The organism is uncultured Clostridium sp. (genome assembly GCF_900547735.1).
Classification (GTDB): domain Bacteria; phylum Bacillota; class Clostridia; order Lachnospirales; family Lachnospiraceae; genus Otoolea.
Genome location: NZ_URHZ01000063.1, coordinates 16,453 through 33,585, shown reverse-complemented (window position 1 = coordinate 33,585; position 17,133 = coordinate 16,453). Strand labels below are relative to the sequence as shown.

14 protein-coding genes are annotated in these 17,133 nt (G+C 49.2%); 12 read left to right on the top strand and 2 right to left on the bottom strand.

Features of this window, described 5'->3' with window-relative positions; genetic code table 11:
* Nucleotides 1–527 precede the first annotated feature (527 nt).
* The 3 genes from QZT18_RS17550 to QZT18_RS17540 are packed head-to-tail and all read left to right on the top strand — an operon-like array spanning nucleotide 528 to nucleotide 2,367.
* A complete protein-coding gene (locus QZT18_RS17550) occupies nucleotides 528–1,166 on the top strand; it encodes a PadR family transcriptional regulator (RefSeq protein ID WP_294149878.1) in 639 nt (212 codons plus the stop codon).
* Nucleotides 1,167–1,709 (top strand): flavodoxin family protein, encoded by a 543-nt coding sequence (locus QZT18_RS17545; RefSeq protein ID WP_294149876.1) that lies wholly within the window; start codon nucleotides 1,167–1,169, stop codon nucleotides 1,707–1,709. It begins immediately after the preceding gene.
* Nucleotides 1,690–2,367 carry a hypothetical protein gene (locus QZT18_RS17540; RefSeq protein WP_294149874.1) on the top strand — a complete coding sequence of 226 codons (678 nt, stop codon included), beginning with the start codon at nucleotides 1,690–1,692 and terminating at the stop codon, nucleotides 2,365–2,367. Before QZT18_RS17545 ends, QZT18_RS17540 begins: the two co-directional genes overlap by 20 nt.
* 115 nt (nucleotides 2,368–2,482) lie before the next feature.
* Here QZT18_RS17540 and gdhA read toward each other — a convergent pair whose 3' ends face one another.
* Nucleotides 2,483–3,817 carry an NADP-specific glutamate dehydrogenase gene (gene gdhA, locus QZT18_RS17535; RefSeq protein ID WP_294149871.1) on the bottom strand — a complete coding sequence of 445 codons (1,335 nt, stop codon included), beginning with the start codon at nucleotides 3,815–3,817 and terminating at the stop codon, nucleotides 2,483–2,485.
* Nucleotides 3,818–4,599: 782 nt separating this feature from the next.
* On the opposite strand from gdhA, the gene QZT18_RS17530 reads away from it, so the two are divergent.
* Nucleotides 4,600–5,949 (top strand): glucose-6-phosphate isomerase, encoded by a 1,350-nt coding sequence (locus QZT18_RS17530; protein ID WP_294149868.1) that lies wholly within the window; start codon nucleotides 4,600–4,602, stop codon nucleotides 5,947–5,949.
* A 256-nt stretch (nucleotides 5,950–6,205) separates the two neighbouring features.
* On the opposite strand, the gene QZT18_RS17525 is transcribed toward QZT18_RS17530, so the two are convergent.
* Complete coding sequence (locus tag QZT18_RS17525) at nucleotides 6,206–7,516, bottom strand: HD-GYP domain-containing protein (RefSeq protein WP_294149866.1); 1,311 nt, start codon at nucleotides 7,514–7,516, stop codon at nucleotides 6,206–6,208.
* 284 nt (nucleotides 7,517–7,800) lie between these two features.
* Between QZT18_RS17525 and QZT18_RS17520 the strand changes: the two genes are divergently transcribed.
* The 8 genes from QZT18_RS17520 to QZT18_RS17485 all read left to right on the top strand — a co-directional run bounded on the left by QZT18_RS17520 (nucleotide 7,801) and on the right by QZT18_RS17485 (nucleotide 17,084).
* On the top strand, nucleotides 7,801–8,988 hold the full coding sequence (locus tag QZT18_RS17520; RefSeq protein WP_294149864.1) for a MalY/PatB family protein: 1,188 nt from the start codon (nucleotides 7,801–7,803) through the stop codon (nucleotides 8,986–8,988).
* 36 nt (nucleotides 8,989–9,024) lie between these two features.
* Entirely contained in the window at nucleotides 9,025–10,272 is a 1,248-nt protein-coding gene (locus QZT18_RS17515) for a dicarboxylate/amino acid:cation symporter (protein WP_294149862.1), read from the top strand.
* 40 nt (nucleotides 10,273–10,312) lie between these two features.
* The gene (locus QZT18_RS17510; RefSeq protein ID WP_125141401.1) at nucleotides 10,313–10,579 is read left to right on the top strand and encodes a hypothetical protein; all 267 of its coding nucleotides are present in this window, start codon (nucleotides 10,313–10,315) and stop codon (nucleotides 10,577–10,579) included.
* A 421-nt stretch (nucleotides 10,580–11,000) separates the two neighbouring features.
* Nucleotides 11,001–12,737 carry a peptide ABC transporter substrate-binding protein gene (locus QZT18_RS17505; protein ID WP_294149860.1) on the top strand — a complete coding sequence of 579 codons (1,737 nt, stop codon included), beginning with the start codon at nucleotides 11,001–11,003 and terminating at the stop codon, nucleotides 12,735–12,737.
* A gap of 67 nt (nucleotides 12,738–12,804) precedes the next feature.
* Nucleotides 12,805–13,722 (top strand): ABC transporter permease, encoded by a 918-nt coding sequence (locus QZT18_RS17500; protein ID WP_294149857.1) that lies wholly within the window; start codon nucleotides 12,805–12,807, stop codon nucleotides 13,720–13,722.
* Nucleotides 13,723–13,732: 10 nt separating this feature from the next.
* Nucleotides 13,733–15,082, top strand: a complete 1,350-nt coding sequence (locus QZT18_RS17495; protein ID WP_294149854.1) for an ABC transporter permease — start codon at nucleotides 13,733–13,735, stop codon at nucleotides 15,080–15,082.
* Nucleotides 15,083–15,097: 15 nt separating this feature from the next.
* Complete coding sequence (locus QZT18_RS17490) at nucleotides 15,098–16,132, top strand: ABC transporter ATP-binding protein (RefSeq protein WP_294149852.1); 1,035 nt, start codon at nucleotides 15,098–15,100, stop codon at nucleotides 16,130–16,132.
* Between the two features lie 16 nt (nucleotides 16,133–16,148).
* Nucleotides 16,149–17,084, top strand: a complete 936-nt coding sequence (locus QZT18_RS17485; protein WP_366925918.1) for an oligopeptide/dipeptide ABC transporter ATP-binding protein — start codon at nucleotides 16,149–16,151, stop codon at nucleotides 17,082–17,084.
* Nucleotides 17,085–17,133: the final 49 nt, after the last annotated feature.

The following is a 17,133-nucleotide window of genomic DNA, read 5'->3' as shown; positions in this document are numbered from 1 at the left end:
ATAAAGCCATAAAGCCATAAAGCCATAAAGCCATAAAGCCATAAAGCCATAAAGCCATAAAGTCATAAAGTCATAAAGTCATAAAGTTATAAAGTTATAAAGCTAGAAGACCATAAAATCATAAAGCTATAAGGCCATAAAATCATATAAGTATATTAGAAAAAGCGGAAACCTGCAGTAGAACACGGAAGAAACGGTGTTCTGACGGAGGTTTCCGCTTTTTCTAACGGTGATGGCTGTGCGGCTTTTGGTTTGTGCTCCGAATTAACGGAATGCAAAATGCGTGGGTTATAATCGGGAAGAAATAATTTACAGTCTTGACTGCAACCGGGTTAATTTACTTGTATATACCTAAAAGGTATGTTATCATTAGGTGTAATTTGGTAGGGCAGTATGTAAGATAATATATTAAGATATTGCACGATAAAAATAGAACCATAAGTTGCGTCATGATAAGGCATGAAGCAAAGAAATACAGCACGATACGATATAATACAATTTGAGCTGTGCGAAACAGGGGGGTAAACATGGATAAAATGATCTTGGGAATTCTGATGGTGCAGAGGCTGACGGCCTACGAGATACGCAATATTATCAGGGATAACTTCAGACTGATGTGCAGCGACAGCCTGGGGAGCATACAGGCTGCGCTTAAGAAGCTGGTGGCGGACGGAAGGGTCACGTGTTCCGAGCATGTGGAAAAAGGGATTAATAAGAAGCGGCATTCCATTACGGATTCCGGGCGTACATATTTCATGGAATGGCTCCGGACCCCTGCGGAAATGGCAAAGATCAAGAACATGGATTTGGCAAAGCTTCTGTTTATGGGGATGATTCCGTCTGAAGAGAGAAAGCTCCTTCTGGATGAAATTATAAGTAAGCTGGAACTGGAACTGAAGGGCCTTGAAGAAATATGGTCCTCCATCAAACGGGAGCAGTCAAACCAGGAAACGGTTCAGAGAATTGAGCGTGATCCGGAATATCGGGCGGGCATCGAATGGGCGACCCAAAACGGAGATCTGAACGAGAATGTGAAGGAAATCTGTGATTATGAATTGATCACATTAGAGTATGGGATCAACATCACCCGTTTTCAGGCTGACTGGTTTAAAACGCTCAGATCCCGCATAGTGGGCGAAGAAGAGGAAAGAGGAGACTGCAGATAGATGAAAAAAGAGGAAAATAAAAGTAAAAGATATCTTGTTCTCACAACGTATAAAACGGACGCGCAGGCCGTAAAGACAATGCGCGGAGAGCTGGCTCCGGTTATCGGTGACGTCGAGATTATATCCACTGCCGGGCTGACGATACGGCATTGCATCGGATGTAATGACTGCTGGATCAAGACACCGGGCATTTGCTGCATTCATGACGACTATGAACCGATATTTATAAAATTATTGCAGGCAGATGTTGTGATTCTGCTTACCGAGACAAAACTGGGATTCGTATGCAGCAGCATGAAAAATGCCATCGACCGTATTCTTCCAATGCTGACAATGCACCTGAAATATGTGAACGGGCAGATGCGCCACTATCTCCGGTACGATAAAGCTCCCCGCATGGCGCTCGTTTACCTGGGTGAGGCCGATAACGGTTTTCTGAACCGGTGGCTTGGACGGGTCCGGATCAATCTGAATAGAAAACCAATTGGCGCATATTCATATGACCACAGAAAGGAGCTCTATCATGAACTTGGTAATTATTAACTGTTCTCCGCGGGTAAAAGCAAAGAGCAATACAAACATGATTATAAACGCCTTTGCGGCGGGATACACGATACCCGGCAATACGGTGGAAATATACCAGCTTTCAGAGCTGGGAAACTGGGAAGAGATACGAAAAGCATTTTATAACAATACCGATATTCTGATGGCCCTGCCCCTCTATGTGGAATGTATCCCGGGAATTATGACCGAATTTTTGGAGACTCTTGAGCCGAAAGCTTCGGCAGAGGGACAAAAAGCAACGAGGCTCAGCTTTATCTTGCAGAGCGGCTTTTCCGAGGCGTCGCAGAGACGGTGCTGTGAAGAATATCTGAAAATGCTGCCCGGGTATCTGAATTGTGAGTACGGCGGGGTTCTGATGAAAGGCGAGATGTTTGTAACGCATTTATTGCCTGCTCCGGCGGCGGATAAAATGCTTGAACCGTTTATACGGATGGGGGAGCTGTTCGCAAAGGAAGGTAAATTTCCGGAGGATAAGGCGGCGGGACTCAACGGTGCGGAATACTCTTCCAGAAAAACAATAGTTCTGTATACATTGATGAGACCGCTTCAAAAGATGTTTTTCAGGGTGTTTTTTAAGAAGATGGGGTGCCGGGGGAGTTTGACGGCGCGGCCGTATGAGAGGTACATACGGGAATAAAAAACTTATCACAGTTTCTAAATAAAACAGCGGGCCGGGCTAGGCATCCTGACAGAATTGCCATTCTGCAGGAATACCGAGTCCCGGCCTGTTGTTTTATTCTGATATTTATATTTTATACAAATCCCTGTGCCATCATGGCATCGGCAATCTTCTCAAACGCCGCGATATTGGCCCCTGCGACAAAATTACCTTTCACTCCGAACCGCTCAGCCGTATCGGATGTCTTATCATAGATCTCAGACATAATCTTGTGGAGCTGTTCATCCACCTCATCAAAGGTCCAGCTCATCCGCATGCTGTTCTGGCGCATCTCCAGGGTTGAGACAGCCACGCCGCCGCCGTTGGCCGCCTTACCGGGCATAAACAGGACACCGCTTCTCTGGAAAAATTCAGTTGCTTCCCGATCGCAGGGCATGTTGGCTCCCTCGGCTAATGCGATACACCCGTTGCGTACCAGGGTTTTGGCGGCATTCAGGTTGATTTCGTTCTGTGTTGCGCAGGGAAGGGCTATATGGCATGGAATATCCCATATACTTTTCTTTTCCTCGTAAACAGCGGAGGGAACTTCATCCAAATATTCCCGGATACGCCCGCGTCTCACTTCTTTAATCTGTTTTACCACATCCAGACGGATACCGTCCTTATCATAAATGTAGCCGTCAGAGTCGCTTAATGTCACGACTTTGGCTCCGTACTGCTGTATTTTTTCAATGGTGTGAACGGCTACGCTGCCTGCTCCCGAAATCACTACGACTTTGCCGTCCAGTCCTTTTCCATGGCGGCGCAGCAGGTTTTCCAGCATGTAAACAAGGCCGTATCCCGTAGCCTGGGTGCGGATAGGAGAGCCTCCAAAGGAGGGGCCTTTCCCGGTCATGGCGCCGCAGTGCAGCCCGGCCAGTCGTTTATATTGTCCAAAGAGATAACCGATTTCCCTGGCCCCGGCTCCAATGTCGCCGCCCAGAATATCCAGATCATCCCCGATATATTTGAAAAGTTCCGACATAAAACTCTGGCAGAATGCCATAATTTCACGATCGGATTTGCCTTTGCGGTCAAAATTAGAGCCGCCCTTTGCTCCGCCGATTGGAAGGCCGGTCAGGGCATTCTTAAAAGTCTGCTCAAAACCCACGAATTTAAGCAGGTTCAGGTTGACGGATGAATGAAAACGCAGCCCTCCCTTGTAAGGCCCGATTGCGCTGTTATATTGGATGCGGTATCCCTTATTAATCTGGAGATGGCCTCTGTCATCCACCCAGGGCACACGGAAAGATATAATCCGTTCCGGCTCAATCAGGCGCTCTAATAGAGAGACATCCCGGTATTTCTTTTCATCCGGATCAATAACAAGCTTAAGAGATTCCAGAATCTCCCTGACAGCCTGGTGAAACTCGAATTCCCCGGGGTTATCCTCCACCGTCCTTCTGTAAACATCATCAACGTACGACATAACACATATCCTCCTCTTACTCACGTTAGCTCCCCTAAAGCTCCGGCATCAACCCAAAACAATCAGAACAGGCCTGTGCCCACCCATCCCCGCCGGTTCCATCCATTGTACCGTTGTACCGTGCTAAAGTCAAGAACGGGATGCAGATACACCGAAAGACTTACGCCGAAAGACTTACAGCAAAAGACATGTGACGAAAGACATGCAACAAAAAACATGAAACGAAAGACATATAACGGAATAACAAATGATATGCAATAAAAGGCACTCAATAAAGGGCACTCAATAAAAGACACAAAAAAGCCACACAATAAAAGTAGTGGCCGTCCACCCTTTCCCCTTGTGAAAAAAAGCGACAATCAGCCGACGCAGGAATGGCGGACGGGCAGAAACCTTCCTGTCTTCAGTCCCATCGACAAACTGTCCGGGGAATCCGGGAGAAAACTTTCCGCAGGGGACCTTGGAATCCGCCGCTGCTTAACGAGGTGTTATCGAGTTTAGCAGTCGCTGCGCATTCCACAAGCGGGAGCGAGTCCCCGCAGGAATTTTTTCTCCCGGATTCCCCCTCGCCACAACCTCCCACCGGGACTGAAGACTTCACCACAACCTCTCCTCCCCGTCCACCATTCCTCTCCTCGGCGTCCCCATTTTTCATCAAAATTTCCCCATTGATAAATACCCCCCAGATTGCTATAATAAGAAAGAAACATAGACAAGTTTTTATCAAAGTTGAGCGGCGCCCTCCGGGCATCCGCGCAGCGTGTGAAAAGGAGACGAAAACAATGGGAAGAGAAGTAAGCTTCGATTATTCGAAGGCAGCCGGATTTGTAAATCAGGAGGAGATGGACAATTTAAAGGACACAGTCCTTTTTGCCAGGGATATCCTCGTAAACAGGACAGGCGCAGGCAATGACTTCTTGGGCTGGATTGACCTGCCGACAGATTACGATAAAGAGGAATTTGCAAGAATTAAAGAAGCAGCAAAGAAGATTCAGAATGATTCAGATGTACTTCTGGTGGTAGGTATCGGCGGTTCTTACCTCGGTGCGAGAGCAGCCATCGATTTCTTATCCCATAGCTTTTACAATAACCTGCCGAAAGACAAGAGAAAATCACCGGAGATTTACTTTGTGGGCAACAGCATCAGCAGCAAATATATCAAAGACCTGCAGGATATGCTGGAGGGTAAGGATTTCTCCATCAATATTATCTCCAAATCCGGCACAACGACAGAGCCTGCTATCGCATTCCGTGTATTCAAGAAAATGCTGATTGAAAAATACGGCAAAGAAGAGGCAAATAAGAGAATTTATGCAACAACCGATAAATCCAGAGGCGCCCTCAAGAACCTGGCAAATGAGGAGGGATATGAATCCTTCGTCGTTCCGGACGATGTGGGCGGACGCTATTCCGTACTGACGGCGGTAGGACTGCTTCCAATTGCAGTGAGCGGAGCCGATATCGACCAACTGATGGAAGGCGCAGCTTACGGAAGGAAAAAAGCCCTGGAAACCCCTTACGAGGAGAACCCGGCCCTTTTGTATGCCGCCATCAGAAACATTCTCCACAGAAAGGGAAAAATGGTCGAGATCGCAGCAAACTATGAGCCCAGCCTCCACTATGTATCCGAGTGGTGGAAACAGCTTTACGGTGAGAGCGAGGGCAAGGACAGAAGAGGCATTATGCCTGCGTCCGTTGACCTGACCACAGATCTCCATTCCATGGGCCAGTTCATTCAGGACGGCTCCAGAATTATGTTTGAAACGGTTCTGAACGTGGAGGATTCCCCTGCCGAGATTATTCTGGAAGAGGAAGAAGTGGATACGGATGGTATGAACTACCTGGCCGGAAAAAATGTGGACTTTGTAAACAAGAGCGCCATGAACGGAACAATCCTGGCCCACACGGACGGCGATGTGCCGAACCTGAAGGTGAATATTCCGGAGCAGAACGAATTCTGCCTTGGCCAGCTTTTCTATTTCTTCGAATTTGCCTGCGGAGTCAGCGGATACCTGCTGGGCGTGAATCCGTTCAACCAGCCGGGCGTTGAGAGCTATAAGAGCAACATGTTTGCACTCCTTGGAAAACCGGGATATGAGAAGGTAAGAGAAGAACTTTTAAAGAGACTGTAATTTCACAGCAAAAGACAACGAAAGCAGCGAAAGACAACGAAAGCAGCAAAAGACAGCGAAAGCAGCAAAAGACGACGAAAGCAATAAAAGACAACGAAAGCAACAAAAGGCAATGAAAAATAACTAAGACAGCAAAATCAAGTCTGAAGATTTAATACTGAAAGTAAGATAAGTCCCCGCCGCCAGGTATCCAATCCTGACCGCGGGGACTTATTCAGCGGTAATGAAAAGTCCGCGAAGCGTGCTTTCCGTTGTTTTACATATATTCCGTAAGCTGTTTCAGCAAAGCCATATATCCCGTCTGCATTTCCTGATAAATTTTCAGGATCGGTTCCGACTTCTCGCGGACGGTTCCCATAATTCCATCATAGTTTTCGACAATTCTCGCCACAATGACAGGATCGACCAGCCCGTGCCCGGCCATATCGTTTAGAATGGAGCATGTTTTTTCCTTGGAAAATGAATCCTTGTAGCTTCTGGTTCCGGAGAGGGCGCTGACGATGTCGGCGACGGCGACGATCCGCTGCGGCGTTGTCAGTTCGCTTCCGTCCAGTCCGCGGGGATAGCCGGAACCGTCCAGTTTTTCGTGATGGCGGAGCGCGATATCCCTCACCTTCGGTGTGACGCTGTCGCCCAGGATCATTCCGGTCAAATCCACATGGGTTCTCATCACGGTCATGGCCTGGGGGCTCAGCTTGCCGGGAAACTCAAGTATCTCGGAGGGAATTCCGAGCTTACCCAGATCGTGGAGCATGGCGCCGCAGGTGATATCATTGATATCTTCCCCGGTGTTGCAGAAGATCTTTGCCAGTTCGGTGCTGATTACCGTTGTCGTAATCGTGTGGGTGACGGTATGCGGACTCCGGAAATCGATAGCATAAGTCATCATTCTGAGCAGGGCATTTCTCTCTTCCTCCGTAAAGGGAACGTCTTCCAGAACCCGGTCAAACTCTTTTTCCAGAAGTTCGGACAGGAGAGCAGCGGTCTGAGACTCGGTCGCCGCGCTGAAGAGAAAAGAGAAATCAGCCCGGTTAAAGAGAGCGCATGCCTCAGAACTGAAAATATCCGGCGTGTTTTTGTTAACATAATTTTGAAAATTGTGATAGTCCCTTTTCCCTTTGGTCTGGGAGAGATAGATGTCAAAGCGGTCGGCCAGATTGATAAGCTGGGCGGCTCTTCTGGCAAACATGGGAACCTGTTCCAGGTCCTTCATCTTCTTCCAGGGCGTGTGATGGAACAGGACAACGGATGCCTCATCCTTAAACGGGGTAAAATACTTGAAAAACATATAGCCGTAAATGGAGTGGTTCCAGACATTGCGGGTTTCAAACTCCACCATGCGGTCAATCTCATCCGTCTTATAGGCGCCGATATCATGGAGGGCGGCCAGAATCAAAAGGTCGCGGACTTCCCTTGGCGTATAATCACTGGAAGCTTTCAACATCTGAAATACAATATAGGAGACGCGGGAACCGTGGCCGATGAGCCTCTTGTCGACCAGATTGAACGCTCTCTTTACAATTTCTACAATATCCTTATTACTGACGGGTAGTGTGTATTTATACATAGGGTGCCTTTCCTGAGCGGCAATTTTGCGCGCGTCTCTCTTTATTTCCGTACATTTTTTTTGTGACAGCTATCATAAATAGTATCATATGCGGGGAGTCGGTTCAAGCAATTCCGGGGGCCCGTAAAAAAATTATATTCCTGTTCATACATGACATACCCCTCGAAGTGCGCTGCCGGGCCCGGAGCGAAGAAAAACAGTTTTACGGATTAATTCCGTGAAAAATTCACATTGTGAATGGACACCGAACTTGATATACTATAACAGGAAGGGAGGCGGTGCGTGTGATATATAATTTTGATGAGATCGTTGACAGAACTCACAATAATGCTGCCAAATATGACGAAAGAGTTAAAAAATTCGGGACTGACGATGTAATTCCGCTGTGGATTGCCGATATGGATTTCAGGGTTGCCAAACCGATAGAGGACGCTCTGGTAGATAAAGCCCGTCAGGGAATTTTCGGATATGTATCCAGGCCTGAGGAATACTGGGACGCCCTGGCGGGATGGCAGAAGAGAAGAAACGGCTGGGATGTGGATAAATCGCTCCTAAGCTTTAACTGCGGTGTGGTTCCGTCGCTGGCTGCCCTGGTACGCCAGTTCAGCAGAGAGGGTGAAACCATCCTGATTCAGACTCCGGTCTACCCGGAATTTTATGAGGTGGTGGAGAATGCGGGGCGCAGTGTTGTTACGAACCGCCTGATCGAGAAGAACGGCCATTATGAGATTGATTTTGAGGATTTTGAGGAGAAGCTGAAACAGGGACCGAAGGCATTTATCCTGTGCAATCCGCAGAATCCGGTGGGACGTTCCTGGAGCAAGGAGGAACTGAAACGGATGGGAGAGCTTTGCGTTTCATACCACGTTCCAATCCTGTCGGATGAGATCCATGCCGACCTGATGCTGTGGGGAAACCGCCATACACCGATGGCATCCATTTCACCCGGGATTGCCGCAAACACGATCACCTGCACGGCAGTCAGCAAGACGTTCAATCTGGCCGGGCTGCAGGCATCCTCCGTTATCTTTAACAACAAGGAAGAGCGGGCCAGGTTTGAGCGGTTCTGGCACAATCTTGAGATACACAGGAATAACAGCTTCAGTCTGGTAGCCTCAATTGCCGCCTACAACGAGGGGGAGGAATGGCTCGAACAGTTACTTCCCTATCTGGAAGGAAACATGAAGTACATACAGGAATACTGTGAGAAAAATATCCCTGAAATTAAGGCAAATCTCCCGGAATGCACCTACCTTGTCTGGCTGGACTGCCGCGGACTTGGACTGCCGGACGATGAGCTGAACCGTTTTATGATAGAGAAAGCCGGTATAGGTTTGAACGCCGGCTGTGATTTCGACCGGGAACTGAGCGGATATATGCGTCTGAACGCCGCCTGCCCGAGACAGGTACTGGAAAAGGCAATGGAACAGCTTAAGGATGCCGTTGCCCGGGAACGCTCCGGCCGGCTGTAGCAGGGCGGACATGATGAAAAGGGAGGTATCAGGGGTATGGAGAAAAGTAAATCTACATTCTGGGAAAATTATCGTTTTCCTCTGACGCTGATTGCTGGTATTGCAATCGGCAGTATCATAGGTATCGTATTCGGTGACAAAGCGGTAATATTAAAACCGTTCGGGGATATCTTTATCAATCTGATGTTCTGTGCGGTGGTGCCGTTAGTATTTATCACGATCTCCAGTGCGGTCGGAAACATGCTCAGTATGAGGCGTCTCGGGAAAATCCTGGGCTATATGCTGGGAGTTTTCATTGTGACGGGAGCAATCGCGTCTGTCGCCATTATTGTGATGGTGAAGATATTCCCGCCGGCAGAGGGGGTCAACATCGCCCTCACGGCTCCGGATTCGCTGGACAGCGTCAACCTGGGCGAGCAGATCGTAAAAGCGCTCACGGTGAATGATTTCGCAGGCCTGCTTTCCAAGGCTAATATGCTGCCGCTAATCTGTTTTTCCGTCCTGTTCGGCGTATGTGTCAGCCTTACGGGAAAAGATAATAACAGCATGGTTGCAAAAGGCCTGGAGGCCCTCTCCGCGGTCATGATGAAAATGATTTCACTGATTATGTATTATGCGCCGATCGGACTGGGAGCGTATTTTGCATCCCTGATCGGCGAGTTTGGCCCCCAGCTTCTGGGCTCCTATGCAAAAGCGATGATTATTTACTATCCGCTGTGTATCGTGTATTTCTTCGTGGCATTTGCGGCATACTCGTATTTTGCCGGAGGGAAGAAGGGAACGAGAAAATTCTTCAAGAATATTCTGAACGCCTCGGTAACTTCCCTGGCTACCCAGAGCTCCATCGCCACGCTGCCGGTCAACCTGGATGCGGCGAAAACTATCGGCGTGCCGAAGGATATCAGGGATATCGTGCTTCCCATCGGAGCGACGATGCATATGGACGGAACCTGTCTTTCCTCTATCTTAAAGATATCGTTCCTGTTCGGCATCTTCGGTCAGGATTTTTCGGGAATCGGCACTTACATCACCTGTGTCTGCATCGCAATTCTGGGCGGTGTCGTTATGTCCGGCGTTCCGGGCGGCGGCCTCATCGGTGAGATGCTGATTGTCAACCTGTTCGGCTTCCCGCCGGAAGCATTCCCGATCATTGCAACGATTGGATTTCTTGTGGATCCTCCCGCAACCTGGATCAACGCCACGGGCGATACGGTTGCATCCATGATGGTAACACGTATGGTAGAGGGAAAAGAATGGATGGATATGGCGCCGGAAGAAGACTGATACTATTCTATTAAAACTACACAACAAAAGGAGACCTGCCATGTTCCGCTTGTGGGGAAAAATATTTAAAGATAACAGAATGCTGCAGGACACGGTAATCTGCAACGGCGACTATTCCATGTCCAGAACGGCCATGATTTTTGACGCCGTGGATCAGATATGCTACCAGTTCGATCTGGGGCATCCGGTCTGGCTGGACGCTACGGTCGGGGAATTCAAACGCCATGACAAGGCCCGGTTTACGAGTGACAACTTTATAGAATCCATTGATTTCGATTATCTGGAAATTCAGGTACTGGAAGAGTAGCGCGGAAAACGCGTGCTGCCGGCAGGATAACAGAGAACCCGGATATCGCACACATTTTTGAATGTGGCGGTATCCGGGTTCTTTTTATATCATAGGCAAGTGATTCCATGATGATCCGTGAAAGGCCGTGGAGTGTCAGAATGGTTTTATATGGCTATATAATTAAAATTAATAACCATATAAAATGCAAAAAAGCATAATACTACTTCTTTTTATTTTGTTAAATTATTATTTAACATATTGATAAAAATAATTTTGCCTATTAAGAGGGTGATAAAACATACTGTTATTAAATAATATTTACTTTTATAGCGAAATATTAGATAAAAATGGCACACATATTGCTCTGTTTATAAACATCAGAATGGGTGTTGCGGAGACCTGAGGTCTTCCTTTATCAAAAACAAATAAGGAGGTTTTTATGAGAAAAAGCAGTATGTTAATCGGTGTTTTTGCAATTATGGTTTTTGGCGGTGCGCTGGCGGGATGCAGCCAGAAATCGTCCGCTCCCGAGACTTCCGGGCAGGCTCCGGCGGAATCGACCGCGGCTCCGGCAGCTTCTGCGGCAGAGAAGCCGCAGGCTCTCGTATGGAATATGGGAAGCGAGCCTAAAACCTGGGATCCCACCCTCAGTTCGGAAACTCTTTCCGAGTACATTACCATTTCAATGTTCGAGGGACTGACCAGGCAGAGTGCGGATGGAATTGAACCGGGTGTGGCCGAGAGCTGGGATGTCTCCGACGACGGCCTGACCTATACGTTCCATCTGCGTAAGTCCAACTGGTCGGATGGAACTCCTCTGACGGCCCACGACTTTGAATATACCTGGAGACGTCTCTGTGATCCGGCCGTAGCATCACCTTCCGCAGCCGGTGTGACCGACTATGTGGTCGGAGCCGCCGAGTATCTGGCCGGAACCGGCACGGCCGACGAAGTGATGGCGCATGCCCTGGATGATTATACCTTTGAAGTGGTTCTTAAAAACCCGGCTCCGTTCTTTTTGAGCCGTATCTCAGCCGATATTTACTGTCCGGTAAATAAAAAATGCGTGGATCTCGGTGAGGGATGGGAAAAACGCCCGGAAACCTTTATCTGTAACGGACCGTTCATCCTCGGTGAATACCAGATCGGCTCCCATATTCTGATGGTGAAGAACGACGCCTATTATGATGCAGACAGTATCAAGATGCCGGCCATCAAGGGAATCATGATCAATGATGAAAATACATCCCTTCAGGGTTATAAAGCAGGAGATATCCATTGTACCGAAGTAATCCCGGCGGAAGAGATCCCGACGCTCCTGGCTGAAGATCCCAACCTGTATGTTTCACCGCTTACGGGAACAAAATATCTCGACTTTAACGTGGACAGGGATCCGGTAAGCGACGTCAAGGTCCGCCGCGCCCTCACCCTTGCCATCAACCGCAAGCTGATTACGGATCAGATTACACGCTCCGGAGAAATACCTGCCAGCGGTTTCCTTCCTATTACGACACAGAAGACGGACGGCAGTTCCTACCGCACGCTGCAGGCCAACGGTCTGCCTGAGCCGGCATTCGGCATTTCACCCGATTCAGCGGACGTCGATACGGCAAAACAGCTTCTGGCGGAAGCCGGTTTCCCGGACGGAGAGGGATTCCCTGAACTTGAGCTTTTATACTACACCGGAGAGAGTGATAAAAAGATCTGTGAGGCAATCCAGCAGATGTGGAAGGAAAATCTCGGCATTACCGTGAAACTGCGCAATGAGGATAAGAGCGTAGCCCTGCAGACAAAAGCGGACGGCAAATACGATATCAGCCTTTCGGGCTGGAGCGCAGGCTATTATGACGCCAGCCAGATGATGAAACAGTTTAAGCTGGATTCCGGATGCTATGCACAGTGGAGATATGCGGAACATCCAAGCGCTCCTCACGACCATACCCTGAACCCGGGCCAGAAGGCATTTGAGGATGCTTATCAGGCGGCAATGGCGGCACAGGGAACCGAGAGAGACGAGCTTTGGGCACAGGCCGAGACCGTTCTGATGGAAGAGGCTCCCGCCTGCCCGATTTACTACTATGTGCTGAAAGCGCTGATTAATGAGGACGTTGTTACGAATGTGGAGTTCTCCAAGACCGGCAACTGGATTTTCCGCAATGCAGAATTTGTAGACTGATTGTAAGGAAGGTTTGGGAGCGCCCGCCGGGCGGGCGCTCCCGATCTCTTTTGAGGGAGGGAATGATTTGGCCAGATATATTATAAAGAGGGTGCTGGCGGCGCTTATAACCATATGGTTTATTATGACGATTACCTTCGTACTGATGAACGCAATTCCGGGCAGCCCTCTGGATTCCGAAAAATTTCTCGATGTGACACTCCAACAGGCCATGAAGGCAAAGTACGGTCTGGATCGGCCGTTGTATGAACGGTATTTTAAATACCTGGTGGATTATTTTCACGGTGACTTTGGTATTTCCTATATTAAAGTGGGACTTTCCACCAATGAAATAATTGCGGCCGGTTTCCCCTATTCCCTGCGGATTGGCATTTATTCTTCCATACTGATTATTATTTTCGGTATCGCGGCAGGAATTCTGGCCGCGCTCAGACAGAACCGGTTTGTGGACCGCTTTCTGATGGTGTTATCGACCCTGGGCTCCACGATTCCGAGCTTCGTATTTGCGACGCTGTATCTGTTTTTGTTCAGCAAGATTCTGGGACTGGTTCCCGCCTTCGGCGTGGCGGACTGGAAGGGATATATCGGCCCCGTCCTGGTGACCTCCGTATTTTCCATGGCCTTTGTCACCCGTCTGATGAGGACTTCCATGATAGAGGAGCTGAGCCAGGATTACATAAGGACGGCCAGAGCCAAGGGAATCTCCGAGTTTAAAGTTGTCACCAGGCACGCGCTGCGCAATGCAATTCTGCCTGTTGTAACCTATATCGGCCCGATGGTTGCCATGGTTGTCACAGGTTCATTTGTCATTGAAAAGGTGTTTGGAATTCCAGGCATCGGCAGCCTGTTCACAACGAGTATCCTCAGCCGCGACTATACGCTGATCATGGGAATTACGGTATTTTTCGCCGTATTTTTAGTGGTATGCACGCTCATTGTGGATATCATGTATGTTTTTGTAGACCCGAGAATCAAATACGACTAGGAGAGTGCACATGGATAATAACATAGAACAGATTCCGGACTCTCTTTGGGAGCCTCTGGAATTGGGTGAAAAGAATTCTGAAAAAATTGAAAAACCGAGCCTGACCTTTTTGCAGGATGGCTGGAGACGGCTTAAACAGAACAAAACAGCAATGATATCAATGGTCGTCATCATTATACTGGTTCTCTGCGCGGTCTTTATTCCTTTTTTCTGGAAATACAGTTACGAAGAACAGAACCTGACGCTCTCCAATATCCCTCCGGTGCTTAAGGTTTATCCTCTCTCCGATGAGGCGAATGAGCGCAATATCTATATTACACAGAACTACGACGTGGTTGAAGTGGCGGCCGACGGCGCTCTGGTAGAGCTTTTGCAGCCCACGTATAAAGACACGATAGCCAGAAAAAGCACCTTTGACCTGAACGGGAAAATCCTGTCGATCGATTACAGTATGTATACACAGGCACTGAAAGAATACCGGAAACTGGAAAAGAAGTATTCGGCAGCGGAGGGAGACTGCGTTCCCACATCGGCCGCCTCTTATCTGGCAGGCTATTTTGACGGCGGGGAGGAAACTCCGCTTATCTCCCTGGCGGAAGCCAAACGAATTCTGGAAGAAGAGATAGAAAAATGCAGCATTACATACGACGGCCACGCTATGACCGAAACGCGCACCATGCGGAATAAGACCTATCTTCTGGGAAGCGATTCTCTGGGGCGGGATCTTTTTATCCGCGTGATATACGGAGCCAGGATGTCCTTGACGGTCGGCGTCTTTGCCGCCCTCGTCAACTTTGTGATAGGCGTCTTTTACGGCTGTTTTGCCGGTTATAAGGGCGGCACGGTAGACAATGTGATGATGCGTATCGTGGATGTGGTGGATTCCGTTCCGATGATGCTGTATGTAATTCTCATCATGGTCGTAATCGGACCCGGCATGAAATCCATTATCATTGCCCTCGGACTCACCTACTGGGTCAGAATGGCCCGGATTGTGCGCGGACAGGTTTTAAGCCTGAAAAACAATGAGTTTGTGCTGGCGGCGAAAATACTGGGAGCGTCCACACGCCGCATTTTCGTCAAGCACCTGATCCCCAATATGATGGGAGCCATCATGGTAGCCATTGCAATGCAGATTCCCAATGCAATTTTCACGGAGGCATTTTTAAGCTTTGTCGGACTAGGCGTTTCCGCTCCGATGGCCTCCTGGGGTACACTCTGCAACGACGCGCTCCCGGGAATATACGTCTATCCGTATCAGATGCTCACTCCCGCCATCGCCATTTCCGTCACAATCCTGGCATTCAACCTGTTCAGCGACGGCCTGCGCGATGCCTTTGACCCGAAACAGAGAAAGTAAAGAGAGGTGATTTTCATGGAAGAACAATTATTAGAGGTAAAAAACCTTAAAACCTCTTTCTTTACCCATGTGGGAGAGGTCAAGGCAATCCGTGATATAAGCTTTTCGGTACGGAAAGGCGAGGCGGTAGGCATCGTCGGCGAATCCGGCAGCGGTAAAAGCGTGACCTCCCTGTCGATTATGCAGTTACAGCACCCGGGCAGGATTATGGGAGGGGAAATTCTCTTTCACGGTGAGGATTTGCTTAAAAAGAATAAAAAAGAGATGCGGAAAATGCGCAGCAGCAAAATCGCGATGATTTTCCAGGATCCCATGACCTCCCTGAATGCGCTTATCACGATTGGGAGCCAGATTAGCGAGGCCGTATTAGAACATGAGAAGCTGACCAAAAAACAGGCGATGGAGAGGGCGGTTGAGATGCTGCGCCTGGTCGGAATCCCCGACCCGGAGGAACGCATCCATTGTTATCCCCATGAATTTTCCGGCGGCATGCGCCAGCGTGTCATGATTGCCATGGCGCTGTCCTGCAATCCCGAACTTCTGATTGCGGACGAACCGACCACGGCGCTGGACGTGACGATCCAGGCGCAGATCCTCCGCCTCCTGAATGACCTGAAGGAACGCACGAATACGTCGATTATCCTGATTACACACGATCTGGGAGTCGTGGCAAGCTCCTGCAGCCGCATTATCGTCATGTACGGCGGACAGATTATGGAGACGGGTACGGTGGAGGACATCTTTTATTCTCCGCTTCATCCGTATACCATGGGGCTGTTAAAATCCATTCCCAAGGCCGGAGGGAGCAGGGAACGGCTGCAGTCGATTGCAGGAACGCCCCCGGATATGCTGCAGCCTCCCGCAGGCTGCCCGTTCTACCCCCGCTGTGAATTCGCCATGGGTGTCTGCAGGGAGCGGACAGTACCGGAATTCCACAGAGGGGAGGAGCACGCCGTTCGGTGTTGGCTCTGCCATCCCAAGGCGCCTGCCGTAGCTAAGTATGAAAATCAGAAGGGAGGTGTGAGGCGTGGAACAGCATCACCTGATTGAGGCGGAAAACCTCAGCATGTATTTTAAAAAGGTCAAGGGCGTGGTGAGACAGAAGATTTCCTATGTAAAAGCCGTTGACAACGTATCATTTTATATTGATAAAGGCGAAACATTCGGCCTGGTAGGCGAATCGGGTTGCGGAAAGACGACCACGGGCCGCGCCATCAGCCGTCTCTATGAACCGACCGGAGGAAGCGTACGGTATGACGGCGCCGATATCACCCATTTAAATGCAAAGGAGTTCATGCCGTACCGTAAAAAAATACAGATGATTTTCCAGGATCCGTACGCATCCCTGAACCCGCGTATGACGGTGGCGGACATCGTGGGAGAACCCCTGGATATCCACCATATCTGCTCCGGAAAGCAGAGGGAGGAATATATTCTGGAACTGTTGAGACGGGTGGGGCTGAACAAGGATCACGCCAGCCGTTATCCCCATGAATTTTCTGGGGGGCAGCGCCAGCGCGTGGGCATAGCCAGGGCACTGGCGGTCAATCCGGAGTTTATTATCTGCGACGAGCCGATCTCGGCGCTGGATGTGTCGATTCAGGCGCAGGTAATCAATATGCTGGAGGATTTGCAGGAAGAACTTGGGTTAACCTATCTGTTTGTGGCCCATGACCTTTCCATGGTACGCCATATATCGGACCGTGTCGGCGTTATGTACCTGGGGAGTCTGGTGGAGATAGCCGAAACGGAGGAACTGTATAACCATAATCAGCACCCCTATACAAAGGCGCTGCTTTCCGCGATCCCGATTGCGGATCCCGTCCTGTCCAGGCAGTCCAGCCAGATCCTTCTGGAGGGGGATGTTCCGAGTCCCCTGAATTCACCGGCAGGCTGCAAATTTGCCAGCCGATGTCCTTATGCAAAGAATGAGTGCAGGGAAAGAGCGCCGGAGTTTAAAGAAGTTGCCAGGGGCCATTTTGTGGCCTGCCACCTGGTGTGACACGGTCCGGCCCCTAAATAAAACGGTAATTTAAGACGCGACTATATAA